The following is a 25,360-nucleotide window of genomic DNA, read 5'->3' as shown; positions in this document are numbered from 1 at the left end:
GCACGGGGGCCCCGGTCCCCACCCCGCATCCTCCGCAATGGCCCGGGGTACGGCAAGGCCCGCCTGCTGCCAGACGGGCCACACCGGTGTCCCGCCCGCGGGTCAGCCCAGGGTCTGGGCGGCCGTCGGCGAGGAGTCCTTCAGGAACTGCGTGCAGCGCTCGTACTCCTCCTGCTCGCCGATGGCCTGCGCGGCGCGGGCGAGGGCGTGCAGGGCGCGCAGGAAGCCGCGGTTCGGCTCGTGCTCCCATGGGACGGGCCCGTGGCCCTTCCAGCCGCTGCGGCGCAGGGCGTCCAGGCCGCGGTGGTAGCCCGTACGGGCGTAGGCGTACGACTCCACGACCGCGCCCCGCTCGAACGCCTCGTCGGCCAGCTGGGCCCAGGCGAGCGACGAGGTCGGGTGCTGCGCGGCGACGTCCGCGGGCGCGGTCCCGCCCGCCAGCGCCTGGCGGGGCTCCGGGTCGTCGGGCAGGTGGGTGGGAGGCGGACCGCCAAGGAGGTTCTCGTGAATCGACATGCCCTCAGTCTGGCGCACGGGCGCGGGGGACGGCTCGGCACGGGGTCCCCCTGGGGAGCGCGGGGAACTGGGCGACACACCACGACTCCCCCGCAGCCGGCACACCGCCCTGCCCCTCTGCCCCGGCCCCTACCCCCCGCCCCCCGCCTCCAGCGGCGGAGCCGTCACGCTCGCGTGCGGGAGGCATTCCGGGTGCGGACAGCCGGGCTTCGGCCGGCGGACCAGGGCGAACGCCAGGGCCGACCCCAGCACGAGCATCCCCGCGCACACGGGCATCGCCCGGTCGAACGCCGCGTCGAACGCGGCCGGGGAGCGGTACGCCTCCGGCCCCATCCCCGCGAGCAGCGGCAGCGCCGCCACCGCCACCAGGCCCGCCGCCCGTGCCGCCGCGTTGTTGATGCCGCTGGCCAGGCCCGCCCGGCCGGCGTCGACGGAGGCGAGGACCGTGGCGGTCAGCGGGGCCACCAGGGTGACCATGCCGGCGCCCATGACCAGGAGGGCCGGGAGCACCTCGGTGGGATAGTCCGCGCCCTTGCCCACCCGCAGCATCAGCAGCATCGCCGCCGCGCAGAGCAGGGGGCCCACCGTCAGCGGCAGGCGGGGACCCGTGCGGTCGGCGAGAGCGCCGGAGCGGGAGGAGAACAGCAGCATCAGGGCCGTGGTGGGCAGCAGCGCCGTACCGGCGGCCGGCGGGGAGTAGCCGGCCACCACCTGGAGCTGGAGGGCGGTGAGGAAGAAGAAGCCGCCGAAGGCCGCGTACACGCACACGGTGACGAGGTTGACCGCGGTGAACTGACGGGAGGAGAAGATCCGCGGCGGGAGCATCGGGTCCGGGCGGTGCCGCTCGACCCGGACGAAGGCCACGGCCGCCGCGAGCCCCAGCGTCGCGGTCACCGCGACCGCCACCGAACCGCCCCGGGCCTCGATCAGCGCGTACGTCAGCAGGGCGAGGGCGAGGGCACCCAGGCCCGCACCGAGGACGTCGAAGCGGCCGTGGGCGCGCTGGTCGGCGGATTCCGGTACGTGCCGCAGGGCGACGGGCACGCACAGCAGCGCCAGCGGCACGTTGAGCAGGAACACCCACCGCCAGCCGGGGCCGGCCACCAGCCAGCCGCCGAGGAAGGGGCCGACGGCGGCACCGATACCGCCGAAACCGGACCACAGGCCCACCGCGCGGCTGCGGTCGTCGGGGTGGAAGGACGCCTGGATCAGCGCGAGGGAGCCGGGGGTCAGGAGGGCGCCCCCGATGCCCTGCAAGGCGCGCGCGGCGATGAGGACGGCGGGGTTCGGCGACAGTCCGCACAGCAGGGACGCGGCGGCGAACCACACCACGCCCAGCACGAACACCCTGCGCCGGCCGTACCGGTCGCCGAGCGTGCCGCCCAGGAGGATCAGCCCGGCCAGCGTGACCATGTACGCGTTGACCGTCCACTGCAGCTGGGCGAGGTCGGCGTCGAGGTCGCGGCCGATGCGCGGGAGCGCCACGTTGACGACGGTGGAGTCCAGCAGCGCCATACCGGAGCCGAGGACCGTGGTGAACAGGATCCACCTGCCCTGGGGCGAGGCCGTCCGGACGTCGGGCATGCCCCCAGGTATACAGCGGGCCCGGCGGCATGGACAGCCGCCGGGCCCGCCGTACTACTTACTTGATCTTGTTGCCCGCCGAGCGCAGGTGCTGCGTGGCCTGCACGACACGCGCGGCCATGCCGGCCTCGGCCAGCTTGCCCCAGGTGCGCGGGTCGTAGGCCTTCTTGTTGCCGACCTCGCCGTCGACCTTCAGGACGCCGTCGTAGTTCTGGAACATGTGGCCGGCGACCGGACGGGTGAAGGCGTACTGGGTGTCCGTGTCGATGTTCATCTTCACGACGCCGTTCTCCAGCGCGGTGAGGATCTCCTGCTCGGTGGAGCCGGAGCCGCCGTGGAAGACGAAGTCGAACGGGGCGGACTTGCCGAACCGGGCGGCGACGCCGTCGTTCAGCTCCTTCAGCAGCTCGGGGCGCAGGACGACGTTGCCCGGCTTGTACACGCCGTGCACGTTGCCGAAGGAGGCGGCCAGCAGGTAGCGGCCCTTCTCTCCCAGGCCGAGGGCCTCGGCGGTGCGGATCGCGTCGTCGACGGTGGTGTACAGCTCGTCGTTGATCTCGTGCGTGACACCGTCCTCCTCACCGCCGGTGGGGGTGATCTCCACCTCGAGGATGATCTTGGCGGCGCGGGCCTGCTCCAGCAGCTCCTGCGCGATCTCCAGGTTGTCGGCGAGGGTCTCCGCCGAGCCGTCCCACATGTGGGACTGGAACAGCGGGCCGAGACCGGCGTCGACGCGCTTCTTGGAGAGCGCCAGCAGCGGACGCACGTACCCGTCGAGCTTGTCCTTCGGGCAGTGGTCGGTGTGCAGCGCGATGTTGACCGGGTACTTCTCGGCGATGATGTGCGCGTACTCGGCGAGCGCGACCGCGCCGGTGACCATGTCCTTGCTGTACTGGCCGCCGAGGAACTCGGCACCGCCGGTCGAGATCTGGACGATGCCGTCGCTCTCCGCCTCCGCGAAGCCGCGCAGCGCCGCGTTCAGGGTCTGCGAGGAGGTCACGTTGATGGCCGGGTAGGCGAACTTGCCTGCCTTCGCCCGGTCGAGCATCTCGTTGTAGACCTCGGGGGTTGCGATGGGCATCTGTCCGCTCCTCGTGTTGCGGGTTGGGGTTCTGCGTTACGGCCCTGACCTAGACCTGGGGTGGCGACGTCATCGTCGGCCCCATCTTTCCAGACGAGGGGCGCGGTGCGGCGCCCCCGGTCAAGTGCAGGTCACACCGCGTCGTCAGTCCAGACCCAGTTCATCCTTCGAGAAGGCGAACACGTACGGCACGCCCGCCTTCTCGGCGATCGCCTCGGCCGCGCCGGTGGCCCGGTCCACGATCGTGGCGACGGCGACGACCTCCGCGCCGGCCTCGCGCAGCGCCTCCACGGCGGTCAGCACGGAGCCGCCGGTGGTGGAGGTGTCCTCGACGGCCAGCACCCGGCGGCCCTTGACCTCGGCGCCCTCGATACGGCGCTGGAGGCCGTGCGCCTTGCCCTGCTTGCGGACCACGAAGGCGTCCAGCGTCCGGCCGCGCGCGGCGGAGGCGTGCAGCATCGCGGTGGCCACCGGGTCGGCGCCCAGGGTGAGTCCGCCGACGGCGTCGTAGTCCAGGTCGGCGGTCAGGTCGAGCATGACCTGCCCGACCAGCGGCGCTGCCTCGCCGTCGAGCGTGATGCGGCGGAGGTCGATGTAGTAGTCGGCTTCCTTGCCCGACGACAGGGTCACCTTGCCGTGCACCACGGCCTTGTCCTTGATCTGCTGCAGCAGCGCGCCGCGTGTGCCCGTCGGCATTGCTTCGTTGACGTCCGTCATGGCAGCCAGCTTAAAGCCGCCGCCAGCTCCAGGTGGTCGCGGCCTCCAGCGGCTCCAGCGGGGTGACCAGGCGCGGAAGGGTGTTCAGGCCGTTGGGTGGGCCGGTCTGCGGTTCGACGCAGACCGCCTCGGCCTGCTCGTCGTAGACCACGACCCACTCCTCGCGGCTGGTCACCCTCAGCTCCAGCTGCTCCGGCCAGGTGAGGGTGACGTCGACGCCGTCGGGCATGCCGAAGCAGTCGTCCCAGGGGCCGGGCCGCGGGTCGATCCGGTTGCCGGTGGGCAGGTGGTCGGCGCCGCGCTCCTCCTGCCAGGCGGGCTTGAAGTCCAGCCGCACGTCCTGACCGCCGAGGCTGCGGTGGAACCAGGGATGCCAGCCGATCTGGGCCGGGAAGGAGTCGTCGTACGTCTCCACGGACATCGTCAGCGTCAGGCTGTCCTCGGCGAGCGTGACGACCTGGGTGACGCGGCCGGGGTGCGGCCAGGGGTCGGTCAGCTCGTACGTGATCACCGCCTCGCCCTGGGTGACCCGCGCGGTGCGCCAGGCGCCGTCGCGTGCGGTGCCGTGGATGGCGTGCGGCGGGGCGTTCAGCGGCAGCCGGCGGACGGTACCGCCGTCCAGGAAGCGGCCCTCCCGGGTCCGGCCGCACCAGGGCACCATCGGGAAGCAGCCGTAGCGCTCGCCCTGCCGCAGCAGCTCCACGCCACCGATCCGGAGCCCGCCGATCCGGCCGCCGTTGCCGGGCCGGACGGTCACTTCCGCGTCGCCCGCGGTCAGCGTGATGTCTTCGTTACTCACGGGACCGACCCTACTGGGGCGATCAAGAGGGCGTACGCCGACGCGGTCAACGGCGCTTGCGCAGCGCGCGGGTGACCACGATGGCCGAGGCCAGGGCCAGCGCCGCGGCGGGGGCCGCCCAGCGCACGGCCGGGTTGCCGGTGACGGTGTGGGGGGCGGGTACGGGGGCGTAGCGGCCGCGGGGCGGGGAGTGGTCGACCTCCTCGGCGCTGCGGCCGATCATCGTGCGGCGCGCGTGCGCGGCCTCGGCGGGCGGTTCACCGGTGTCGGCGAAGTCGCCGGAGAACCGGTCGTCGTGCGGGGCGCGGGCCTCGGTGGCCGGCTCCGGCTGTTCGCCGGTGTCCGCGGCCAGGGTTTCCAGGAAGCGGGTCAGCAGCCTGGTCGCCGCCGCGGTCACCGCCTCCGCCGGCAGTTCCGTGATCCGGCCGGACGCGTCGGCGGTGCCCCCGGCCGTGACCGTGCAGCCGCCCTCGGTGTCCGTGAGGGTCAGGGTCAGGGCGAGCTTGACCGCGCCGGTGCCGCGGGCCTCGGTGGCGTCGCCGTCGACGGCGTACGTGCCGTCCTCCCGGCGGGTGACGCGGGCGGTCCCCCGGTAGGTGACGGAGTGCCCGCCGACGCGGAGTTTCAGCCGCCCGGTGAGCGGCCCGGCCCCGTCCTCCTGCTGCAGACCGGGAACGGCCCGAGCCACACGGGCCTCGTCGGCCAGCACACCCCGAAGCCGCTCCGCCGAGACCGGGACAAAGACCTGGTGCTCCATGGTCGGGGAGCCTACCCACTCCCCACGGGAACTCACCCGACCCGGCGGGCGGCTCCGCCCTCACGCTCCCCGATCAGTACCGCGGACGCACGAGCGTCGACGCCCGTACCCCCCGCACCCTCGTCGCCTCCGCCGCTCGGGCGTCCGATGTCAGGTCGGTCGGGTTGAGGGTGGTCCCGGGGGTGGTGGAGGTGTGCAGCGGGGGCGGGGTGGTGCCGGGGGTGGCCAGCAGGAAGCCCCAGTCGTGGGGGGCGGCGGGGGTGTGGGTCAGGACGCGGTAGGGGGAGACGGCGAAGCCGGCGGTGTGCAGGGTCGCGGCGACGGTCCAGAAGGCGCGGGGGCGGGTGGTGACGGGACCCGCGTGCACCACCAGGCGGCCGCCCCGGGCCAGGACGCGGCGGGTGAGGCCGTAGAACTCCTGGGAGTACAGCTTGGTGGTCGCGGTGGCGCAGGGGGCGGGGAGGTCGGCGATGACGACGTCGTACGCCGGTCCGCGCGCCCGCCGCAGCCGGCCGAGCGCGTCGCCGGTGATGACGCGCACCCGCCGGTCGGCGAAGGCGTGCCCGTTGGCGGCGGCCAGGCCGGGGTCGCGGCGGGCCAGCTCCACCAGCCCGGGGTCGGGTTCGACGACGTCGACGCGGCGCACCCCGGGCCGGCGCAGCACCTCGCGGGCGGCCAGGCCGTCACCGCCGCCGAGGATCAGCACGCGCGCGTGCGGGCCGGCCAGCGCGGGCCCGACCAGGGCCTCGGGGTAGCGGCGGACGTCCCGGCCGCCGACGCGGAGGCGGCCGTCGAGGAAGACGTCGAGGGGCCGGCCGCGGGTGCCACCGGTCAGCACGACCTCCTGGACCCCGGTCCGTACGGCCACCCGCACGTCGCCGCCGTACACCGCGTGCCGCGCGGCCCGCTCGAAGTCGCCGGCGAGGGCGGCGGAGCAGGCGAGGACACCGAGGACGACGAGGCCGGTGAGCAGCAGGGCCCAGCGGCCGCGACGGGTGAGGTCGCGGCGGAAGAGCCCGAGGACCAGGGCGCCGCCCGCGACCACGTTGACCGTGCCGGTCAGCAGCGTCCCGGTCAACTGGCCCAGGAACGGCAGGAGGAGGAAGGGGAAGGCGAGCCCGCCGACGAGGGCACCGACGTAGTCCGCGGCGAACAGGTCGGCCACCGCGCCGCCCGCGTCCTGCCGCCGGATGCGCTGGATCAGCACCATGAGCAGCGGCACCTCGGCACCGATGAGCAGGCCGATGGCCAGGGAGAAGGCGACCAGGAGGCAGCGCGGTCCGTCGGCCCACATCCCGCCCCAGCCGGCGGTCCAGGCGAAGACGGCGTACAGGGCCATGGCGCTGCAGCCGCCGATCAGCGCGAGGGCCGACTCGACCGCGCCGAACCCGGCCGCCGCGTGCCGGCGCAGCCGTTTGGCGGCGAGCGAGCCGATGCCCATCGCGAACACCATCACGGACAGCACCACGGAGGCCTGGGTGACCGGGTCGCCGATCAGGTACGAGGCGAAGGCGACGAGTTCGAGTTCGTACACGAGACCGCAGGCCGCGCAGACGAAGACGCACACGAGCACCAGGAACCGCCCGGTGCCGGGCCGGACGGGCAGCCGGGCGGGGCCTGTCCAGGAGGGCGGGGCGCCCGGGGGCGCGGGTGCCTGCGGTTCGATCACGCTGCGACGTTACGTCACGCACTCGGCACGCTTCGTCACCCACACGTGTGGATCGGCGGGCAGTTGTCCCAGCACGGGTTTACGCCACCGCCGTACCCCGGTCGGCCGTACCTGACCGGCCGTACGGCCGCCCCGACCGCGCCGCCCTCACCCCGCCCCCGCTCCCCCTCCCGCTCCCGTCCTCGTCGCCGTCCCCTTCGCCCGCGTGCCCACCCGGGTCCGGGTGGCGACCAGTTGGCCGTCCTGCGGGTAGGCGTGCCAGGTGCGCCAGTGGATCTGGCCCTCGTACCGCTGGGCCAGCATCGCGGTGAACGCGTGCGGGCTGCCGGGGAAGACGCCCGCGAGGCCGTGCGGGTGGTCGGAGACGAGGGCCAGCAACTCCTGGGCGCGGCCCGCGAACGAGCCGGGGGTGAGCACCTCCACGCGGGCGGCGAACTCGTACTCCCAGTCGCCGACGCGCTTGGCGACGCCCAGCGGCAGCGGGGTGCTGGAGCCGGGGATGCACGCGACCGTCTCCGAGCAACTGCCCCGCTCCTCCTCCAGGAGCACCTGGTGGGACGCGCCGAGCAGCCGCAACTGGAGTTTCGCGCCCACGAGTTCGAGGTCGAGCGTGGCCAGGGCGGGCAGCGGCTCGCGTCCCAGGGCCCAGGCCAGGTCGGCGGCGCGCGTATCGGTGTAGGAGGTGTTCAGGGTCGTGAGCATGGATCGGCTCCGCTGGCACGCGAACGAGGGGGAGATCGGCCATGTCAGCCCGGCCGGTCCCGCCGGGTGGGGAGTCTGGGGACGTCCGAGGGGCTGCGTTGGCGATTTAGAGGGAATCATGAACAGTGGCGACGCCACAGCGTTTTTACCCAACTTCGTGGGGTTTCCATCCCTCAGAGGGCTCCCCAGCTCAACTGTTCAACCCCGGCGTGCGCCGGGCGCGTGGACGCGGGGGCCGGGCGCCCGCCGGATGGTCCCTCCGGCGGACGCCCGGCGGTGTGCGGCCCGGACGCGGTTCCCCCTGTTCCGACGAGCTCGGCTGCCCCGTGTCAGCTGCCTCCCCCGCATCCGCCGCCGCCGCCGCACGAGGAGCCCCCGCCGCACGACGAGCCTCCGCCGCAGGAGTGGCCCCCGCACGAGTGACCCCCGTGCCCACCGTGACCCCCGTGACCCCCGTGCCCACCGTGGCCCCCCGACGAGCCGGAGTCACCACCGCCGGTCCACCAGCTCGCCGACCCGTTGTCCGAGTAGGCGGCGGACGACGAGGCCGAGAGGCCGTACGACCGGTTCCGCCGGCGGCCGGACTTGTGCAGCGAATGCGGGGCGTTCCGCCTGCGGCGGGCCCGGGCCGCCGCGAGGAGCACGATCACGACCACCGCCAGGATGATGCCTGCGAACATGGCGCCACCCTCCTTCCGTTCCCCCGAAGCGGCCCCCCGTGGGCGCCTCGCGTGGTGCCGCGTCTCGCGCGGTGCCGGGGAGATGCCCGACCGCCTCGCTGCGCAAAGCAGAGTTGAGCAAGTTCTGAGGGTGTCTCTGCGGAAATCCCCTCTGACCTGCACCGCAGGCCGATCATGGGGCGTGGGGCGGGCGCCCGCGACCGTCCTGGGGTGAGTTGAGGAAACCCCGCACCTGAGCGCAGGATGACCGGCATGACCTCCAGCGCACGTCCTCACCTCAACCGCCGGCTCGCCGGGTTCGGGACGACGATCTTCGCCGAGATGTCGGCGCTCGCCGTGGCGACCGGGGCGATCAACCTGGGCCAGGGCTTCCCCGACACCGACGGCCCCGAGGAGATCCGGGAGGCCGCCGTCCGGGCCCTGCGCGACGGCCGCGGCAACCAGTACCCGCCCGGCCCCGGCGTCCCCGAGCTGCGCACCGCGATCGCCGCGCACCAGCGGCGCCGCTACGGCCTGTCCTACGACCCCGACACCGAGGTGCTGGTCACCGCGGGCGCGACCGAGGCGATCGCGGCCTCGCTGCTGGCGCTGGTCGAGCCGGGCGACGAGGTCGTGGCCCTGGAGCCGTACTACGACTCCTACGCGGCGAGCATCGCGATGGCGGGCGGCACCCGCGTACCGGTGACCCTGCGCCCGGACGCCGGCGCCTTCCGCCTGGACCTGGACGAGCTGCGGGCCGCCGTCACCGACCGCACCCGGCTGCTGCTGGTCAACACCCCGCACAACCCGACGGGTACGGTCCTCACCCGCGCGGAGCTGACCGCGATCGCCGAGCTGGCGGTGGAGCGGGACCTGCTGGTGGTGACCGACGAGGTGTACGAGCACCTGGTCTTCGACGGCGCCGAGCACCTGCCGCTGGCCTCGTTCCCCGGGATGCGCGAGCGCACGGTGAGCATCGGCTCGGCCGGCAAGACGTTCGCGTTCACCGGCTGGAAGGTGGGCTGGGTGACGGCGTCCCCGGAGCTGGTCACGGCGGTCCGCTCGGCGAAGCAGTTCCTGACGTACGTCGCCTCGGGCCCCTTCCAGTACGCGGTGGCGGAGGCGCTGGCCCTGCCGGACGCGTACTTCGAGGGCTTCCGCGCGGACATGCTGGCCAAGCGGGACCTGCTGGCGGCGGGGCTGGAGGAGGCCGGCTTCCGGGTCTTCCGGCCCGCCGGCACGTACTTCATCACCACCGACATCCGCCCCCTCGGCGAGAGCGACGGCTTCGCCTTCTGCCGCGCGCTGCCGGAGCGCGCGGGCGTCGTCGCCATCCCGAACGCCGTCTTCTACGACCACCGGGACGCGGGCGCGCCTTTCGTACGGTTCGCTTTCTGCAAGCAGACACAGGTCTTGGACGAGGCCGTCAAGCGACTGCGGGCCATGTGACACGCAGGAGGGTCGGCCGGGATCGCTACGTCGTCGGCACCTCGCAGCGACTTGCGGTTGCGACAGGGGTGTGACCGGTGCGCCTTGATCTCGTGTAGAGCGGTCGCGATGATGGACGTATGTCTGAACACGGGGGCGGGGCAGACAGGTCACCGCACGGCAGCGTTCCCAGGTCGCGTCTGCACGACTACGTGGAGACGACGGTGCCTTCGCAACCGCATCCGGAACCCGATCGGGAACCGGAACCCGATGCGGATCAGGGTTCCGGCGCCGATGACGCCCAGGTGAAGGCACGCAGGCGCCGGTTCGCCGCCCTGCTCGGCGAGTTCCGCCGCACCCCGGTGCTGGTACCACTGGGCGACGGTCCCGGCCTGGACGGTGAACGGGGTCTGCTGACAGCCGACTTGAACGGCATCCGTTTCATCCTGGCCTTCTCGGACGAGCAGGCGCTGGCCCGTTATGCCGTGGCGCGCGGGGAGGCGGCGCGTGAGTGGGCGTACCAGACGATCCTCGGTGCCCGCCTGTTGGACGTGGCCGTGCCCGCGGCCGGGATGCCGTGCGGGGTGGCGCTGGACTGCGCGGACGGGGAGGAGGGCATGGTCTTCCCGCCGGTGCGGGGGATCGTGCCGGACGGGGCTGCGGTCGACATCGAGGCGGATACGGGGGACGTGAAGTGACGGACGGCGGCAAGGACCTGGCGACGGACGGGCTCGGTCTGATCGCCAAGGGCCTGACCGATGCGCTGGGTGAGCTGAAGGAACTCGGCATGGTCGGGGAGGCCGGGGCCGGACGCGGTTTCAGTGACATCGCCCTGTCCGGTCTCGAGTTGGGTCATGAGGGGCTGACGGACGAGTTCAAGTCGTTCTGCGAGCGCTGGGAGTGGGGCGTGCGCTCCCTGATCAACGAGGGCAACGGGTTCGCTGAGAAGACGGGCCTGGCGGCGGGCACGTACTACGAGAACGACCAGTACGTGAAGGGCACCTTCAAGGTCGTGGAGAACGCGGCCATCGGCAATCCGTACGCCTCCGAGGAGGAGGTGGAGAAGATGGGCTGGGGGGACATCGCCAAGTCCGGTGCGTTCGGCGGGGACGTGGACTACAGCAAGGCCTCCTTCGACCAGGCGCTGGCCAACAGTGAGCAGGGCTGGAAGGACGCGGGCCGGGATGTGATGACCTCCAGCACCGTCGGGCCGCTGGGCATCAACCCCGAGAACCTGCACAGCGCGTCAGGAGAAGCCCGAGTGGCAGGATGTCCTGGAGCGCTGCGGTCTTCAGGTGCTGGAGAACGCGACACAGGACGCCCCACCGGTGCGATCCGCCCTCTACGCCGTCACCGGATTCGAGGCCGAACCGGTAGCCACCATCCCCGCCTCCTCCCCTGACGCCGCCGCCGAACTGGACGCGAAGTGGCACTTCCACGCCTCAAGCGTTTCGCTCTACGACGACAACGGGGAGTTCCTCATCCTCCCGCCCGTCTCGGGGGGCAGTGAGATCGGCTGGGTGAGGGTCAAGGACACCGTCGGCAGGAACCTGCCCTCACGCGTCGCAAAGGTGACGGGTTCCCCCGAGTTCCTCGCCGTTTCGACCGACGGCCGGCACCTGTGCGCCGCCTCGGTGGAGGAGTACGACCACTGGGTGGTGCTGCACGAATTCTCGTGAGCAGCCAAGCCGACGAAGACCACATGGAATCTCTTGAGTACACCGGTATGACCCGCAAGATCCTGGATGCCGAAGCAGAGGTGCGTGCACGCGCTGCCTACTGGGGCGCGTCGATCCGGACCGCGCCCTCCTCTCTGCAAAATCCACGGCTGCGTGCAGCAGACGCCGGGCCGACTCCGGCGGCGCTCCGGCACCCGAAGAACCGAACACGAGAACGACTCCCGCCGCCGGACACAGAGAGCCCGGACCCGTCGGGTGCGGCAGGCAGAGCCACGGAGCCGCCGCCGACGAGGCCCGACCACGCCCGACGACGGGGTGCCGACGGCACGACTTGACCGGGAGTGCTTCGTCAGCGGGCGTCCGCGTCGGTCTCCGGGCGCGGGAGCTCGTCGAGGTCGAGCGTGAAGGTCCGGCCGTCGGCCAGGGGGATGGGGAGCTTGCCCGTGCCGTACTTGTGGGTGTGCGCCGCGATGTAACCGGTGCCGGTCGGCTGGGTGTGGAGGACGACTTCCTGGGCGTAGGGGTCCACGACCAGGTAGATCGGGATGCCGTAGCGGCCGTACTTCGCGGTGCAGTCGTCGTAGTCCTTGCGTGCGGAGGAGGTCGAGACGACCTCGGAGATCAGCAGGACGTCCTCGAAGCTGTAGCGCTTGCCTTCCTTGCGCGCGTCCTCGCGCAGGATGGCCAGATCGGGGGCGGAGTTCTCGTCGGCGGGGAAGTCGATGTAGACGTCGGAGGCGGTCTTCGCATGGCGCCCGAGGGACACGATCGTGTCGTACTGCATCGACTTGATCGTGCTGGAGTGCTCGAAGCTCTGCGGCGTCATGATCACCTTTCCGTCGGCCCCGAACAGGACCGTGTATCCCTTGGGGAACTCGGTGTGCACGATCGCGTCGACGCTCATGGACGGCTCCTTCCCGTGTGGTCAGGATACGGCGGACAGCGCCCTGTCACCGAACCCCGCGGTACGACTGTGCACCTGGCCCGGACAGTACGCCGCGCGACAAACGAATAGGTCTGAACAAGGCGTCGCCTGGGTGACGGCGGCACCCGGGCTGGTGGCGGCGGTGCGCTCGGCGAAGCAGTTCCTGACGTACGTGGCCTCGGGCCCGTTCCAGTACGCGGCGGCGGAGGCGCTGGCCCTGCCCGACTCCTACTTCGCCGACTTCCGCGCGGACATGCTGGCCAAGCGGGACCTGCTGTCGGCAGGGCTGGCGGACGCCGGCTTCCGGGTCTTCCGGCCCGCAGGCACCTACTTCGTCACCACCGACATCCGCCCCCTCGGCGAGAAGGACGGCCTCGCCTTCTGCCGTGCTCTACCCGAGCGGGCGGGTGTCGTCGCCATCCCGAACGCCGTGTTCTATGACCACCGGGAGGCGGGCGCCCCTTATGTCAGGTTCGCGTTCTGTAAGCGCACCGAGGTGCTGACAGGGGCGGCGGAACGGCTCCACAAGGCGTTTGCGCACTGACCGCTGCCCTACAGGGCCGGTCGTCGCATTCCTCTCGTCGTTGCCTGCCATGCCTCACACGCCCGGAACTCGCGCCGGAGGCGCCATGAATGGTCGTGATCAGCACCAGGTCGGGCGCATTGCGGTGCGTGACACGCAGGCACCCCAGGACGCTGGATCGGCGCTGAATATTCTGACCGATGTCAGGAGCGCTCAGGTGTCATAGACGGTGGAGCGATGCCCGACGTGTACGACCCACACCACCAGTTCGCCGTTGTCGATCGTATAGATCACGCGGTGGTCACCCACCCGGAGGCGACGGCGGTCGGGCTGGGAGACGAGGGCCGTGGTGTTGAACCCCGTCGGGTCGCTCTCCAGCTCGGTCAGCTTGGCCAAAATGCGGAGGGCCATGTCTCGCGGGACCTTGCGGAGTTCGGCCTGAGCCTCGACTCGGAAGACGGTGCGGTACTTACTCACTGCGCGCCAGCGTCTCCCTCATGATGTCCTCGATCGGGATGCCGGGTGCCGGGTTGGTCATGCGCTCGTCGATGATCCGGTTGATCTCGCGCTCTTCCCACTCCTGGTACTTGCGCAGCACCTCGATGGACACCACGGCGGCGACCTGCTTGCCGCGCCGGGTGATGACGGTGGGTACGTCGTCCCGGTCGGCCCGCTCCACGACCTCGGCCAGGTGTGCCCGGACATCGCGGATGGACTCTATCGGCATTGACTGTGTCATGCGCCCAAGAGTACCGGGTGCCCCATGTGTACACAACGGCTCACTGTCGCTCGGGGGTGCAGATCTGTGGACCCGCATGAGAATGAGTGCGTGAAAGCGGAGTGGGCTGGGTGACGGCGTCCCCGGAGCTGGTCACGGTGGTCCACGCGTGCGGCGGGGGGAGCGAAGGGTGACGAAGGAGCAGGAGAAGCCCGAGTGGCTGGATGTCCTGGAGCGCTGCGGTCTTCAGGTGCTGGAGAACGCGACACAGGACGCCCCACCGGTGCGATCCGCCCTCTACGCCGTCACCGGATTCGAGGCCGAACCGGTAGCCACCATCCCCGCCTCCTCCCCTGACGCCGCCGCCGAACTGGACGCGAAGTGGCACTTCCACGCCTCAAGCGTTTCGCTCTACGACGACAACGGGGAGTTCCTCATCCTCCCGCCCGTCTCGGGGGGCAGTGAGATCGGCTGGGTGAGGGTCAAGGACACCGTCGGCAGGAACCTGCCCTCACGCGTCGCAAAGGTGACGGGTTCCCCCGAGTTCCTCGCCGTTTCGACCGACGGCCGGCACCTGTGCGCCGCCTCGGTGGAGGAGTACGACCACTGGGTGGTGCTGCACGAATTCTCGTGAGCAGCCAAGCCGACGAAGACCACATGGAATCTCTTGAGCACACCGCGATCCCAACCGCGCAGGACGGCGTCGCCTGGTCGGCCTGGAAGCTGCGCGACAATCAGTTCCAGGGGATCATCGACAAAGGTTTCCTGTGGTGACGTATCCAGAACACGAACAATCAGCCGACCTCTCGGCCGTGCTCGGCGCGGACGGCACCCTCGCCTCGTCCTGGCTGGTAGGCAAGTCGGTGGCTCCCGTTCCCGTCGGTGCGGAGATCGATGTGGCGCTGGCCCGTCGGGTTACTGCCGGCTGCCGGGCCGTGAGGGCATCACACATCCTTTGCGCGGACCTCTCCGCCAACGCCGGTGTACTCATCGGCAGGACGCTCCGGCTTCCCGCCGGCACAGACTGCGCAGGGATCCAACCGCCCGGTCTGCTCTGCACGCCCGACCTGCAAGGAGCAGTCCTCTTTCCGGAAGCAGGTTACGCACTCGTGGCGGGAAGCGCCGGCTTCATGGCCGGGGCAGTCGGCGAGGGTGTGGAGGCGGCACGCACACGCTTCGGCCGTTATGCCCGTACTCTTTCCGAACGACACCCCGCCCTGATGGCCGTGGCAGCCGCTTACCCGCCCAAGCACAGGGCGTGGTCCTCCCCCGACGACGTTGATCCGGCAAGTGCGGCAGCGCGGCAACTGGCGCTACTGGACGCATTCGCCGACGGGACCCGCAACGCACCGGACTTCGCACATGACTGGTGGGAAACCCGACGTGCTTCCCAGGCGAACGGGGAGCGCATCCAGGGGCCGCTCGGGGATCTCTTCGACCGGGTGTTCATGCTCCTCGAGGACTACTCGGTCGATCCTGACCTCAGAGAACCCGGTGATCTCGATGACGCCGAACTCCGAGCCGCCGTGAGCGAGACGTGGGCCGCCTTTCGTCACCCCGGAAGTGACCTCGGCGGCTGAACGCGACCGGTCGCCACAGTGGGCAGCTTGCGCTTGGGAAGTCGCGCCTTGCAGCTTTGCCTGGTCACGGGAGTGCCGGCCGGCTCAGGGCCTCGCGCGGCCTCGCCCCACACATCCGGTTGTGGCGGCCCTGCGGGACGACGGGGACCGGCCGACGCTGCCGTCCACGCTCCATCGACGGGGCTGGGATGCCCCTGGTGAGCCCAGGACGCGGTCGCCGAGGCGCTGGCCCTGCCGGACGCGTCCTTCGAGGGCTTCCGCGCGGACATACCCGCCAAGCGGGACCTGCCGGCGGCGGGCGGTTCCGCAAGGCGTGCTCGCGCTGATCGCCGCAGCCCGGGCCCAGGCCGGGGGCGGGTACCCCCGGCCGGGGCGGAGGGGACGTTACTCCCCGTCGTCCTCGGGCTGCTCGGAGTCGTTGACCTCCTCCTCGATGCCGAGCTGCTCCACCAGCCACTTGTCGAACTCGATCGCGGCCCGCACCCAGCTGACCGTGGAGGAGACGAAGTGGTTGATGTCGACGCCCGTGCCGATCAGCATCTGGGCCTCACCGATCAGACGGACGGTGCCGTCGTCATGGGTGTGGGTGTACACCTTCGGCCACAGGGTGCGGCGGTTCCAGTCGTCGATCGACTCGAGCAGCTGGGGCTTCTCGTCGATCTTGTGCGGACGGTCGTAGAAGGTCCGCACCGAGAAGATCGCCTGTTCGGCCTCCCCGCGGAACATGAAGTAGGTGCGGAACTGCTCCCACGGCGCGGCGAGGTCACCCTCCTCGTCGACGACGTACTTCAGCTCCATCTGGTCGAGGAGCTGCTTCACCAGGTCCTGATCCGGGAGGACGGGGCCCGCCGGTCCTTCGGGCTGCGGTTCGGGCTGGCCCCCGAAATTCGGAATCGAGGACGGGTCGATGCTCACCGTGTTTTTCCCTTCATGCGGATGCCGCCATCCTCCCCCAGAAGGGGCGGGTCATGGCAACCCCCGACCCGCCGTTCAGCCGTGGGCCGACCGGCGGGCGGGCTCAGAGGGTCTTGCCGGTCGCGGGGCCGACCAGCAGGCCCTCGCCGAAGCGGTCCACGCGGACCGTGTCACCGTCCTTGATCTCGCCGGACAGGATCTCCTTGGCGAGCCGGTCGCCGATGGCGGACTGCACCAGGCGGCGCAGCGGCCGGGCGCCGTAGGCCGGGTCCAGGCCCTCCTCCGCCAGCCAGGCCAGCGCCTCGGGGGCGACCTCCAGCGTGAGCTGCCGCTCGGCCAGCCGCTTGGCGAGCCGGTCGATCTGGAGCTGGGCGATCCGCTCCAGCTCGGGCTTGGTCAGCGCCGAGAAGACCACCAGGTCGTCCAGCCGGTTGAGGAACTCCGGCTTGAAGGAGGACCGGACCACCTCCAGGACCTGCTCCTTCTTCTCCACCTCGCTGGTGAGCGGGTCGACCAGGAACTGGCTGCCCAGGTTGGAGGTGAGCACCAGGATGGTGTTGCGGAAGTCGACCGTGCGGCCCTGGCCGTCCGTCAGCCGGCCGTCGTCCAGCACCTGGAGCAGGATGTCGAAGACCTCGGGGTGGGCCTTCTCCACCTCGTCCAGCAGGATCACGCTGTACGGGCGCCGGCGCACGGCCTCGGTCAGCTGGCCGCCCTCCTCGTAGCCGACGTAGCCGGGGGGCGCGCCGACCAGGCGGGCCACGCTGTGCTTCTCGCCGTACTCCGACATGTCGATGCGGACCATGGCCCGCTCGTCGTCGAAGAGGAAGTCGGCGAGCGCCTTGGCCAGTTCGGTCTTGCCGACGCCGGTCGGGCCGAGGAAGAGGAAGGACCCGGTGGGCCGGTCGGGGTCGGCGATCCCGGCCCGCGACCTCCGTACGGCGTCGCTGACGGCCCGCACGGCCTCGCTCTGCCCGATGAGCCGCTTGCCGATCTCCTCCTCCATCCGCAGCAGCTTCTGCGTCTCGCCCTCCATGAGCCGCCCGGCGGGGATACCGGTCCAGGCGGCGACGACGTCGGCGATGTCGTCGGCGCCGACCTCCTCCTTGACCATGGTGTCCCCGGAGACCTCCTCCTCGGCCTCGGAGGCGGCCTCCAGCTCCTTCTCCAGCTGCGGGATCTCGCCGTAGAGCAGCTTGGCGGCGGTGTCGAAGTCGCCGTCGCGCTGGGCGCGTTCGGCCTGCCCGCGCAGGTCGTCCAGCCGCTCCTTCAGCTCGCCGACCCGGTTGAGGGACTGCTTCTCCTTCTCCCAGCGGGCGGTCAGGCCGCGCAGCTCCTCCTCCTTGTCGGCGAGGTCGCGGCGCAGCTTCTCCAGCCGGGCGAGGGAGGCCGGGTCGGTCTCCTTGCCGATCGCCAGCTCCTCCATCCTCAGCCGGTCCACGGCGCGCTGGAGTTCGTCGATCTCCACGGGCGAGGAGTCGATCTCCATCCGCAGCCGCGAGGCGGACTCGTCCACGAGGTCGATGGCCTTGTCGGGGAGGAAGCGTGAGGTGATGTACCGGTCGGACAGGGTGGCGGCGGCCACCAGCGCGCTGTCCGCGATCTGCACCTTGTGGTGGGCCTCGTAGCGGCCCTTGAGCCCGCGCAGGATCGCGATGGTGTCCTCCACCGTCGGCTCGGCGACGAGCACCTGCTGGAAGCGGCGCTCCAGCGCGGGGTCCTTCTCGATCCGCTCCCGGTACTCGTCCAGCGTGGTGGCGCCCACCATGCGCAGCTCACCGCGGGCGAGCATGGGCTTGAGCATGTTGCCCGCGTCCATGGCCGAGTCGCCGCCGGCGCCGGCGCCCACGACGGTGTGCAGCTCGTCGATGAAGGTGATGATCTGGCCGTCGGAATCCTTGATCTCGGCGAGGACGGCCTTCAGCCGCTCCTCGAACTCGCCGCGGTACTTCGCTCCGGCGACCATCGCCCCGAGGTCGAGCGCGACGAGCCGCTTGTCCTTCAGCGACTCCGGCACGTCCCCCTTGACGATCCGCTGGGCGAGCCCCTCGACCACGGCGGTCTTGCCGACACCGGGCTCCCCGATGAGCACCGGGTTGTTCTTCGTCCTCCGGCTGAGCACCTGCACGACCCGCCGGATCTCCTGGTCCCGCCCGATGACCGGGTCGAGCCGGCCCTCGCGGGCGGCGGCGGTGAAGTCGGTGCCGAACTTCTCCAGGGCCTTGTACTGGCCCTCCGGGTCGGCGGTGGTCACTCGGCGTCCTCCCCTGGCCTTCCTGAAGGCCTCCAGCAGTTTCTTCGGCTCGGCGCCCTGCCGGACCAGCAGCTCGCCGGCGGCGCCGCCCTTCGCGGCGACACCGATCAGCAGGTGCTCGGTGGACAGGTACTCGTCACCCAGCTCCTTGGCGCGCTCGCCCGCGTCGGCGATCACGGCCAGCAGCTCCCGGTTGGGCTGCGGGGGCGCGACGGTGGACCCGGTCACGCTGGGCAGGCCGGCCAGGATCCGCTCCGCGCCGGCGCGCACGGCGGCCTGGTCGGCCTCCACGGCCGCGAGCAGGTCGGTGATGTTCTCGTTGTCCTGCCCCTGGAGCAGGGCCAGCAGCAGGTGGGCAGGGGTGAGGTCCGGGTGCCCCTCGGTCACGGCACGACTGCTCGCCGCGTTGATCGCGTCCCGGCTCCTGTTGGTCAGCTCGGCGTCCACGGTGTCCGTTCTCCTCCTCGACCTCGCACTGCTGACTTAACCAGCGTACACAAAGTTGAGTCTATTCCGCTCAACTCCGCTCGGGGTTTCCGTCGCGCTAGGTTGCGCGCATGACCAGGCACTCCGTAGACCCGGCTTCCCCCGGCGAGCCGTACCTCGCCTTCTGGCGCGAACGCCATCTGTGCACGCTGACCACGCTCCGCCCCGACGGCAGCCCGCACGTCGTACCGGTGGGCGTGACCTACGACCCGGAAGCGCGGCTGGCCCGGGTGATCACCAACGAGAGCAGCGCCAAGGTGGCCCATGTGCGGGCGGCCGGGTCCGGGGGCGCGCGGGTGGCGGTGTGCCAGGTGGACGGCCGGCGCTGGGCGACGCTGGAGGGGCGGGCGTACGTGCGCACCGAGCGGGAACGGGTCGCGGAGGCGGAACGGCGGTACGCGCGGCGGTACGAGCGGACGCCGTCGCCGAACCCGTCCCGGGTGGTGATCGAGATCGAGGTGGAGCGGGCGCTGGGACACGGCTGAACTACGGCGGTTTTCAGCCACCGTGGCGAGGGCCCGTACCGGGAGATATCCCCGGAAACTGCAGCGGCGTCACCGTGTTCAGGTCACGGTGACGCCGCTGCGGGGGGAAGCGCCTGAGCGATCTGTTACGACGGGGGAATCGCGTCAGGCACTGCGGGGGGTGGCCGAGATGGTCCTCAGGTCGGGCTCCGCCGGCTCGGTCAGCCGGTGGTCCCGCTGGTCCAGGTTCACAAAGATCATTCCGTACCGGATGGCACATCGCACCGGCTGCGGCGCCCCACGCGGCTTGCGCAGACACCGGAACGCCCGTACGTCTCCGTCCTCGTCCCGCGTGACGACGACCGGCTCCCCGAACACGGTCACCATCAGCGAGTCACCGCTGTGGGGGATGGCGGTGACGAGATCGATGAAGTGCCAGCCGGAACGGTAGGCGGTGGCCATTTCGCGACGGAAGGAGCGGTCGTCGGGTGGAGTGGTCACATCAGCTCCCTGAACCGTCTGCCGGATTCGCACCGGCCGTGGACACGGCCACTGCCGGCCACTTACTGTCCGCTCGGACGTCACTCTTCGCACCGGAGGGGCCACTCAGCACTCCGAGGGCCACAACGGCGGAGAAGGTGGCGACAAGTACCGAGCGAAGCACTTTCTTGCCCATCGTCGGCTTCGTCCTCACTTGAAGGTCCCCTTCTTCCCCCGTCGGATAAGACGATGGCTCATTCAGGCACGTCATGACCACACAATCAGTGCATCATGTTCCTGCATGTTCAGGACCCTGGGGGGTGGAGATTTGATACCAAATCGGACTAATACGGCACATCCCCATGCGGTGACCGAACTTTGCGATGAAGGGGGCCGACTTTACGCCAAGGCACTGCGTGCCGGACGGGTCTCGCGGGCGGACGCGGCATCGGTCCCGTGCCTGATGGAGTTCGCCCTGCTCCACCCCGATCCGGACGATCCGGAGTGGCTGCGACCGGTGCCGCCGGCGGTGGCCCTGGCCCAGCGGCTGACCCCCCTGGAACGCGAGATCGCCGACCGCCGGCGATGGGCGATCGACCTGTCCGATGCCTTCGAGCCGTTTCTGGCCCTGAGCACGCAGACGGCTTCCGCCACGCACTCCATCACGGTGCTGGAGGGCAGTGACCGGATCAACGCCGCCCTCGACCTGGCCACGGGCCAGTGCGAGACCGAGATGCTCACCATCCAGCCCAGCAACAACTTCACCGAGCGCACGATCAGGCAGGGCCTGGAGCGCGACACGGCACTGGTGGACCGGGGCGTGCGCATCCGGACCCTGTACCAGCACACGGTGCGCTACAACCTCACGCAGCTGGCCTACGTCGATCAGCTCGCCAACGGGAAGGTGGAGTACCGCACGATCGACGAGCTGGTCGAGCGGCTCATCATCTGCGACGAGAGCGTGGCCTTCATCCCCACCCGCGACGATCAGCAGGTGGCCCTCGAACTGCGCAACCCCGGGCTCATCCGGTACTTGATCAAGGTCTTCGAGTTCATCTGGAGCCGCGCGGTCCCGCTGTCGGCCGGCACCCCCTACGAGGCCGCCCCCGACGGCATCACCGAGATCCAGCACTCCATCGCCAAGCTCCTGGTCGAAGGGCACGTGGACGAGGCCATCGCCCGCCGTCTCGGGATGAACGTCCGCACCTGCCGGGCCCACATCGCCAAGCTCGCGCAGGCCCTCGGCAGCGGCAGCCGCGCCCAGCTGGGCTATCTCATCGCCCAGTCGGGCATCCTGGACCGGGATCACTGAGGCGGCCCCGGTGACACACCGAGACCAGCGGCCCGGGTGTCTCATCGCGCGGTCGGGGGTTCCTGATCCGGGCCGGTGAGCGCGGTGGCCGGCAGCGCCGGGCGGTGGCCGTCCAGGCCGACCTGGGCGATGCGGACGCCGAGCTGGGTGCGGCTCGCGGCGCCCAGGGTCTCGGACAGCCGGGCGATGTGGGCCCGGCAGGTGCGCACGCTGATGCCCAGCCGCTCGGCGATGACGGCGTCCTGGTGCCCCTCCGCGAGCAGCGCGGCGATGGACTGCTCGCGGTGGGAGATGCCCTCGATGCCGGTGTCGGGGAGGGCCGCGGTGAGCGGTATCGCCAGGCGCCAGAGCCGCTCGAAGACCGTGACCAGGTACTCCACCAGGGCCGGGTGCCGTAGCTCCAGGGCCATCGTGCGGTCGGCGTTGGCAGGGATGAACGCCACCGTGCGGTCGAAGAGGATGAGCCGGTCGATGACCTCGTCCAGGGTGCGGGCCTCCACCGTGTCGCCCATCAGCTCCAGGTAGTTCAGCAGGCCCTGGCCGTGCCGGGCGACGTGCGTGTAGAGGTCCCGCATCCGCACGCCCCGGCCGCGCAGCGCCAGCGCCCGGTGCAGGCCCTCGGTGAGTTCCGCCTCGCGCCGGATGCCGCCGGGCTGCACGGTGAGCACCTCGGTGGTGCACGCCTCGGTCGCCTCGTCCATCGCGGCCTGGATCCGGGAGAGCCCGTCCAGGACCCGGATGGCGCTGCCCTCGGCCGGTGCCAGCGCGTTCAGCCGGCGGCCCAGGCCCGCGTACCACTCGAACGCGGCCACCGCCGAGCCCACCCGCCGCTGGCTCTCGCTGACCTCGTCGTAGACCCCGCGCAGCAGCCGGGTCATGACCTCCTGCGGGGAGGTCGGCACCAGCCAGTCCATGTCGTCGGGGTCGGGGTGCAGCAGGGCCAGTTCCAGCAGGCAGGGCACCGGTTCGGCGTCCGTGCGCGGCACCCGTCCCCGGCGCACGGCACGGGAGTACACCCGGTCGCCGGCCTCACACAGCCGGTCGGCACCGTGAGGATGCCCCTCCGCCCCGCGCCCGGCCATCGCCCATTCCACCCCCGGTGTGCTGCCACTTCCGCAGCGCAACTATGCGCGGCGCCGAAGGGGGACCGCAACACGGCTCTCCCTGTGGTGGCCACCGGAAGGACCCGCTATGCCCCGGTATCGGCGCCGCTCCGCCCCTCGTGTTGCAACAAGCTGGCGGTGGTGGTGCGGGCGCGGGCCTACTTGAGGCCGATCGCCGCGCAGGCCGCCTTGTACTTGGCGGTGCAGATGTCACCGATGCTGTAGATGCCGTCGGCGACGACGGTGTCCTTGATGCTGTGCCGGGTGAGCGCGGTGACCTGCACCAGCTTGGACGGGATGCCCTTGGTGGTGGGGCTGTCCACCCGGTCCTGGGTGAGGGCGTCGAACTGGATGTCCTTGCCCTGGATCTTGGTGACGGCCATCTGCGCGGCGGCCTCGGCCTCGTCCGGGTAGGACTTGTAGACGCTCATGTACTGCTCGCCGCTCACCACCCGCTGTACGGCGTCCAGTTCGGCGTCCTGGCCGGTGATCGGGGGCAGCTGGGTGACGCCGGCGGCCTTCAGGGCCTTGATGACACCGCCGGCCATGCCGTCGTTGGCGGAGTAGACGCCGGCGATGTTGTTCTTGCCGATCTTGGCGATGGCCTTGGCCATGCCGGCCTCGGCGTTCTCCGGCTTCCAGTCGGTGGCGTCGAAGCTGTCCGCGATGTCCACCTTGCCGTTGAGCTCGGAGAGCGCGCCCTCCTTGAACTGCTTGGCGTTGGGGTCGGTGGGCGAGCCGTTGACCATGACGACCTTGTCCGAGGTGTCGACGTTCGGCCCGAGCGCCTCCAGCAGGGTGCGGCCCTGCACCTCGCCGACGAGTTCGTTGTCGAAGGAGATGTAGGCGTCGATCGGGCCTTCGGCGAGCCGGTCGTAGGCGATGACCGGGATGCCCGCGTCCTTGGCCTTCTTCACCTCGCCGGCGACGGCGTGCGCGTCCACGGCGTCGAGCAGGATGACGTCGACCTTCGCGTCGATCATGTTCTGCATCTGCTCGGTCTGCCGGGTGGCGCTCGCGTCGGCGTTGGCGTACTCCACCTTGCCCCGCTTCCTGGTGAGTTCGGCCACCTTGTCCCTGATGATGGGGTAGTCGAACCTGTCGTAGCGGGTGTTCGCCTTCTCGGGCAGCAGCAGGCCCACCGTGATGTCGTCGCCCTTGGTCGGGCTTGCGCTCGCGCCGTCCCCCGTCGCGTTCAGCACGCCACAGCCGGCGAGCGAGAGGGTCATCGTGGACACGGCCACGGACAGGGCGATTCGGCGCATGCGAGGGCTCACTTCAGGTGCGTTCCGGACGTGGGTGCTGCTATACGACCCAGGTGTCTGAAAAGACAACTTGGGTGCCGCACCCGGCGTCAAGAAGAATCACTTAACGAGTGCGCAACACCACGCTCGGCTGCCTCTGTGGAGGCCCTGCGAAACCCCCTTCAAATACCCTTTACGGGCCGTACATACAAAGGGAGTTCACGGGCCGGCAAAGATCCGTACAACCAACCCGGTTCGTCACGAGTCGTGATCATGACGGCCCCGGGCCGTGCTACGACTCGATCAGAGGACCGAATGAACTCAGCCACACGGTCGGCCGCGACGGCCGTCGTACTCGCCACCGCCGGCACCCTGCTGGGCACGCTCTCCCCGAGCGCGTCCGCCGCCACGAACTGCGCCTCGCCGGTCTACACCCGCCAGTTCTTCGCGAACACCACGCTCTCCGGCACCCCGAAGAAGACCGACTGCGACAGCGCGGTCGCCGAGCAGTGGGGCACCGGCGCCCCCGCCGTCGGCCTGCCCAGGGACGACTTCGGCGTCCGCTGGACCGTGACCCGCGACTTCGGCTCCGGCGGGCCCTTCGCCCTCACGGCCGCCGCGCAGGACGGCATCCGGGTCTACCTGGACGGCACCCGCGAGGTCGACCTCTGGAAGAACGTCTCGACGACCCGGAAGAAGACCGTCAACGTCACCGTGCCGTCCGGGAAGCACACGCTCCGCGTGGACTACGTGAACTGGACCGGCGCCGCGAACGTCTCCCTCGCCTACACGCCCCGCACCTCGCCCGACATCGACAAGGTCGAGCCCCTGGTGCCCGCCGGCGCCACGGCGACGTACGACTCCGCGACCGGCAGGGCGAAGGTCACCTGGTCGGGCAACAAGGGGATGGACCTCGCCGGTTACCGCATCTACCGGCGGGTGAAGGGCTTCCCGTACGAGGCGAAGCCGCTGGCGACGACCACCGCCACCACGTACACCGACACCACCCTCCCGGTGACCGGCGACACGTACTACTACGAGGTCCGCGCCTACGACAGGGCCGGCAACGAGTCGGCGGGCACGGCGGACAAACCCGTCACCACCGCCGACCGCACCGCGCCCGGCTCGCCGGCCGCCCTGACGGTCACCGACCCCTCCGAGAAGGACGGCCTGCGCATCGGCTGGTCCTACACGACCGGCGCGACCTCCTACCGGGTGTACCGGGCGGCGACCGCGAACGGCACCTACACCCGCCTGGGCAGCACCGACGACCTGTCCTACCGGGACGCCTCGGCCGCGGTGGGCACCACGTACTACTACCGGGTGACCGCGGTGGACGCGGCCGGCAACGAGTCGGCCCGCTCGGCCGCCCTCGCCGCCAAGCGCCGCGACGACACCCCGCCGCCCCTCGTCACCGGGCTGAAGGTCACCCCCACCGACTACGGCTTCGAGCTGACCTGGGACCAGAACCCGGCGCCCGACCTGCACCGGTACTCCGTCTACGCCGGCCGGATCCTGAGCGACGGCGAGGAGCGGGTCTGCTCCGCGTCCCAGGACACCTGGCTGATGCCCGACGAGACGTCCTACCGGTACACGTCCACCCCGGACGGCGAGGAGCGCTGCTTCTTCGTGGACGCCGTGGACACGAACTGGAACTCCCGCTACCAGCTGACCGGCGAGGCGAACGTGGTCGTCGCGACCGAGCTGGGCACCCCGCCGGACGAGAACGGCACCGAGCCGACGACCGCCGGCTGACCGCACGAAG

At 71.0% G+C, this 25,360-nt stretch carries 26 protein-coding genes and 1 pseudogene; 11 read left to right on the top strand and 16 right to left on the bottom strand.

Annotated features, from left to right (window positions below):
• Positions 1–102: 102 nt before the first annotated feature.
• From ACZ3ZD_RS00205 to ACZ3ZD_RS00170, 8 genes are all read right to left on the bottom strand, one after another.
• Positions 103–516, bottom strand: a complete 414-nt coding sequence (locus ACZ3ZD_RS00205; protein WP_467391884.1) for a DUF3151 domain-containing protein — start codon at positions 514–516, stop codon at positions 103–105.
• 129 nt (positions 517–645) lie between these two features.
• Positions 646–2,100, bottom strand: a complete 1,455-nt coding sequence (locus ACZ3ZD_RS00200) for an MFS transporter (RefSeq protein WP_467391882.1) — start codon at positions 2,098–2,100, stop codon at positions 646–648.
• A gap of 58 nt (positions 2,101–2,158) precedes the next feature.
• Positions 2,159–3,181: a class II fructose-bisphosphate aldolase gene (fbaA, locus tag ACZ3ZD_RS00195; protein WP_467391880.1), complete on the bottom strand. Its 1,023-nt coding sequence runs from the start codon at positions 3,179–3,181 to the stop codon at positions 2,159–2,161.
• Between the two features lie 144 nt (positions 3,182–3,325).
• Entirely contained in the window at positions 3,326–3,877 is a 552-nt protein-coding gene (pyrE, locus tag ACZ3ZD_RS00190) for an orotate phosphoribosyltransferase (RefSeq protein ID WP_467393221.1), read from the bottom strand.
• Between the two features lie 31 nt (positions 3,878–3,908).
• A complete protein-coding gene (locus ACZ3ZD_RS00185) occupies positions 3,909–4,697 on the bottom strand; it encodes an aldose epimerase family protein (protein ID WP_467391878.1) in 789 nt (262 codons plus the stop codon).
• A gap of 46 nt (positions 4,698–4,743) precedes the next feature.
• Entirely contained in the window at positions 4,744–5,454 is a 711-nt protein-coding gene (locus ACZ3ZD_RS00180; RefSeq protein ID WP_467391876.1) for an SRPBCC family protein, read from the bottom strand.
• A 73-nt stretch (positions 5,455–5,527) separates the two neighbouring features.
• Complete coding sequence (locus ACZ3ZD_RS00175; RefSeq protein WP_467391874.1) at positions 5,528–7,123, bottom strand: polyamine aminopropyltransferase; 1,596 nt, start codon at positions 7,121–7,123, stop codon at positions 5,528–5,530.
• A 147-nt stretch (positions 7,124–7,270) separates the two neighbouring features.
• On the bottom strand, positions 7,271–7,825 hold the full coding sequence (locus ACZ3ZD_RS00170; protein ID WP_467391872.1) for a DUF2617 family protein: 555 nt from the start codon (positions 7,823–7,825) through the stop codon (positions 7,271–7,273).
• A gap of 923 nt (positions 7,826–8,748) precedes the next feature.
• Between ACZ3ZD_RS00170 and ACZ3ZD_RS00165 the strand changes: the two genes are divergently transcribed.
• The 4 genes from ACZ3ZD_RS00165 (at position 8,749) to ACZ3ZD_RS00150 (ending at position 11,591) form a co-directional block, all read left to right on the top strand.
• The gene (locus ACZ3ZD_RS00165; RefSeq protein WP_467391870.1) at positions 8,749–9,933 is read left to right on the top strand and encodes a pyridoxal phosphate-dependent aminotransferase; all 1,185 of its coding nucleotides are present in this window, start codon (positions 8,749–8,751) and stop codon (positions 9,931–9,933) included.
• A 119-nt stretch (positions 9,934–10,052) separates the two neighbouring features.
• A complete protein-coding gene (locus tag ACZ3ZD_RS00160) occupies positions 10,053–10,610 on the top strand; it encodes a hypothetical protein (protein ID WP_467391868.1) in 558 nt (185 codons plus the stop codon).
• Complete coding sequence (locus ACZ3ZD_RS00155) at positions 10,607–11,314, top strand: hypothetical protein (protein WP_467391866.1); 708 nt, start codon at positions 10,607–10,609, stop codon at positions 11,312–11,314. Before ACZ3ZD_RS00160 ends, ACZ3ZD_RS00155 begins: the two co-directional genes overlap by 4 nt.
• Complete coding sequence (locus ACZ3ZD_RS00150; RefSeq protein WP_467391864.1) at positions 11,241–11,591, top strand: PH domain-containing protein; 351 nt, start codon at positions 11,241–11,243, stop codon at positions 11,589–11,591. The genes ACZ3ZD_RS00155 and ACZ3ZD_RS00150 overlap by 74 nt, the downstream gene beginning before the upstream one ends.
• A 349-nt stretch (positions 11,592–11,940) precedes the next feature.
• Here the strand turns inward: ACZ3ZD_RS00150 and ACZ3ZD_RS00145 are convergent, their stop codons facing one another.
• A complete protein-coding gene (locus ACZ3ZD_RS00145; protein WP_467391862.1) occupies positions 11,941–12,495 on the bottom strand; it encodes a Uma2 family endonuclease in 555 nt (184 codons plus the stop codon).
• A gap of 124 nt (positions 12,496–12,619) precedes the next feature.
• On the opposite strand from ACZ3ZD_RS00145, the pseudogene ACZ3ZD_RS00140 reads away from it, so the two are divergent.
• Positions 12,620–13,060 (top strand): annotated as a pseudogene (locus ACZ3ZD_RS00140) (aminotransferase class I/II-fold pyridoxal phosphate-dependent enzyme); the annotation flags it as partial.
• A gap of 192 nt (positions 13,061–13,252) precedes the next feature.
• Here the strand turns inward: ACZ3ZD_RS00140 and ACZ3ZD_RS00135 are convergent.
• Both ACZ3ZD_RS00135 and ACZ3ZD_RS00130 read right to left on the bottom strand, forming a co-directional pair.
• Entirely contained in the window at positions 13,253–13,516 is a 264-nt protein-coding gene (locus ACZ3ZD_RS00135; protein WP_467391860.1) for a type II toxin-antitoxin system RelE family toxin, read from the bottom strand.
• Positions 13,509–13,778, bottom strand: coding sequence for a type II toxin-antitoxin system Phd/YefM family antitoxin (locus tag ACZ3ZD_RS00130; RefSeq protein ID WP_319366440.1), 270 nt, complete (start codon positions 13,776–13,778; stop codon positions 13,509–13,511). The genes ACZ3ZD_RS00135 and ACZ3ZD_RS00130 overlap by 8 nt, the downstream gene beginning before the upstream one ends.
• Positions 13,779–13,947: 169 nt before the next feature.
• On the opposite strand from ACZ3ZD_RS00130, the gene ACZ3ZD_RS00125 reads away from it, so the two are divergent.
• From ACZ3ZD_RS00125 to ACZ3ZD_RS00115, 3 genes are read left to right on the top strand one after another with little or no spacing between them, the layout of a single operon-like run.
• On the top strand, positions 13,948–14,391 hold the full coding sequence (locus ACZ3ZD_RS00125; protein ID WP_467391858.1) for a PH domain-containing protein: 444 nt from the start codon (positions 13,948–13,950) through the stop codon (positions 14,389–14,391).
• Positions 14,388–14,531 (top strand): hypothetical protein, encoded by a 144-nt coding sequence (locus tag ACZ3ZD_RS00120; protein ID WP_467391856.1) that lies wholly within the window; start codon positions 14,388–14,390, stop codon positions 14,529–14,531. Before ACZ3ZD_RS00125 ends, ACZ3ZD_RS00120 begins: the two co-directional genes overlap by 4 nt.
• The gene (locus ACZ3ZD_RS00115) at positions 14,528–15,337 is read left to right on the top strand and encodes a hypothetical protein (protein WP_467391854.1); all 810 of its coding nucleotides are present in this window, start codon (positions 14,528–14,530) and stop codon (positions 15,335–15,337) included. The genes ACZ3ZD_RS00120 and ACZ3ZD_RS00115 overlap by 4 nt, the downstream gene beginning before the upstream one ends.
• Positions 15,338–15,721: 384 nt before the next feature.
• Here the strand turns inward: ACZ3ZD_RS00115 and ACZ3ZD_RS00110 are convergent, their stop codons facing one another.
• Positions 15,722–16,252 carry a YbjN domain-containing protein gene (locus ACZ3ZD_RS00110; protein ID WP_467391852.1) on the bottom strand — a complete coding sequence of 177 codons (531 nt, stop codon included), beginning with the start codon at positions 16,250–16,252 and terminating at the stop codon, positions 15,722–15,724.
• 103 nt (positions 16,253–16,355) lie between these two features.
• Positions 16,356–18,953 (bottom strand): ATP-dependent chaperone ClpB, encoded by a 2,598-nt coding sequence (gene clpB, locus ACZ3ZD_RS00105; protein ID WP_467391850.1) that lies wholly within the window; start codon positions 18,951–18,953, stop codon positions 16,356–16,358.
• A gap of 110 nt (positions 18,954–19,063) precedes the next feature.
• On the opposite strand from clpB, the gene ACZ3ZD_RS00100 reads away from it, so the two are divergent.
• The gene (locus tag ACZ3ZD_RS00100; protein WP_467391848.1) at positions 19,064–19,477 is read left to right on the top strand and encodes a pyridoxamine 5'-phosphate oxidase family protein; all 414 of its coding nucleotides are present in this window, start codon (positions 19,064–19,066) and stop codon (positions 19,475–19,477) included.
• 144 nt (positions 19,478–19,621) lie between these two features.
• On the opposite strand, the gene ACZ3ZD_RS00095 is transcribed toward ACZ3ZD_RS00100, so the two are convergent.
• A complete protein-coding gene (locus tag ACZ3ZD_RS00095) occupies positions 19,622–19,957 on the bottom strand; it encodes a hypothetical protein (RefSeq protein ID WP_467391846.1) in 336 nt (111 codons plus the stop codon).
• Positions 19,958–20,237: 280 nt separating this feature from the next.
• On the opposite strand from ACZ3ZD_RS00095, the gene ACZ3ZD_RS00090 reads away from it, so the two are divergent.
• Positions 20,238–21,248 carry a helix-turn-helix transcriptional regulator gene (locus tag ACZ3ZD_RS00090; RefSeq protein ID WP_467391844.1) on the top strand — a complete coding sequence of 337 codons (1,011 nt, stop codon included), beginning with the start codon at positions 20,238–20,240 and terminating at the stop codon, positions 21,246–21,248.
• 41 nt (positions 21,249–21,289) lie between these two features.
• Here the strand turns inward: ACZ3ZD_RS00090 and ACZ3ZD_RS00085 are convergent, their stop codons facing one another.
• Both ACZ3ZD_RS00085 and ACZ3ZD_RS00080 read right to left on the bottom strand, forming a co-directional pair.
• Positions 21,290–22,330: a helix-turn-helix transcriptional regulator gene (locus ACZ3ZD_RS00085; RefSeq protein WP_467391842.1), complete on the bottom strand. Its 1,041-nt coding sequence runs from the start codon at positions 22,328–22,330 to the stop codon at positions 21,290–21,292.
• Between the two features lie 179 nt (positions 22,331–22,509).
• Positions 22,510–23,616, bottom strand: coding sequence for a sugar ABC transporter substrate-binding protein (locus ACZ3ZD_RS00080; RefSeq protein ID WP_467391840.1), 1,107 nt, complete (start codon positions 23,614–23,616; stop codon positions 22,510–22,512).
• A 294-nt stretch (positions 23,617–23,910) separates the two neighbouring features.
• Between ACZ3ZD_RS00080 and ACZ3ZD_RS00075 the strand changes: the two genes are divergently transcribed.
• Positions 23,911–25,350 (top strand): fibronectin type III domain-containing protein, encoded by a 1,440-nt coding sequence (locus ACZ3ZD_RS00075; protein WP_467391838.1) that lies wholly within the window; start codon positions 23,911–23,913, stop codon positions 25,348–25,350.
• Positions 25,351–25,360: the final 10 nt, after the last annotated feature.

It is taken from the genome of Streptomyces sp. NPDC023481 (assembly GCF_055560195.1).
Note: the sequence above shows the minus strand (reverse complement) of the source record. Positions and strands in the feature narration are given on the sequence as shown.

Coding starts and splice junctions, on each gene's coding strand:
- ACZ3ZD_RS00205 (WP_467391884.1), bottom strand. CDS start 516: ATGTCGATTCACGAGAACCTCCTTGGCGGTCCGCCTCCCACCCACCTG.
- ACZ3ZD_RS00200 (WP_467391882.1), bottom strand. CDS start 2,100: ATGCCCGACGTCCGGACGGCCTCGCCCCAGGGCAGGTGGATCCTGTTC.
- fbaA (WP_467391880.1), bottom strand. CDS start 3,181: ATGCCCATCGCAACCCCCGAGGTCTACAACGAGATGCTCGACCGGGCG.
- pyrE (WP_467393221.1), bottom strand. CDS start 3,877: ATGCCGACGGGCACACGCGGCGCGCTGCTGCAGCAGATCAAGGACAAG.
- ACZ3ZD_RS00180 (WP_467391876.1), bottom strand. CDS start 5,454: ATGGAGCACCAGGTCTTTGTCCCGGTCTCGGCGGAGCGGCTTCGGGGT.
- ACZ3ZD_RS00170 (WP_467391872.1), bottom strand. CDS start 7,825: ATGCTCACGACCCTGAACACCTCCTACACCGATACGCGCGCCGCCGAC.
- ACZ3ZD_RS00165 (WP_467391870.1), top strand. CDS start 8,749: ATGACCGGCATGACCTCCAGCGCACGTCCTCACCTCAACCGCCGGCTC.
- ACZ3ZD_RS00160 (WP_467391868.1), top strand. CDS start 10,053: ATGTCTGAACACGGGGGCGGGGCAGACAGGTCACCGCACGGCAGCGTT.
- ACZ3ZD_RS00145 (WP_467391862.1), bottom strand. CDS start 12,495: ATGAGCGTCGACGCGATCGTGCACACCGAGTTCCCCAAGGGATACACG.
- ACZ3ZD_RS00130 (WP_319366440.1), bottom strand. CDS start 13,778: ATGACACAGTCAATGCCGATAGAGTCCATCCGCGATGTCCGGGCACAC.
- ACZ3ZD_RS00100 (WP_467391848.1), top strand. CDS start 19,064: ATGACCAGGCACTCCGTAGACCCGGCTTCCCCCGGCGAGCCGTACCTC.
- ACZ3ZD_RS00090 (WP_467391844.1), top strand. CDS start 20,238: ATGTTCAGGACCCTGGGGGGTGGAGATTTGATACCAAATCGGACTAAT.
- ACZ3ZD_RS00085 (WP_467391842.1), bottom strand. CDS start 22,330: ATGGCCGGGCGCGGGGCGGAGGGGCATCCTCACGGTGCCGACCGGCTG.
- ACZ3ZD_RS00080 (WP_467391840.1), bottom strand. CDS start 23,616: ATGCGCCGAATCGCCCTGTCCGTGGCCGTGTCCACGATGACCCTCTCG.
- ACZ3ZD_RS00075 (WP_467391838.1), top strand. CDS start 23,911: ATGAACTCAGCCACACGGTCGGCCGCGACGGCCGTCGTACTCGCCACC.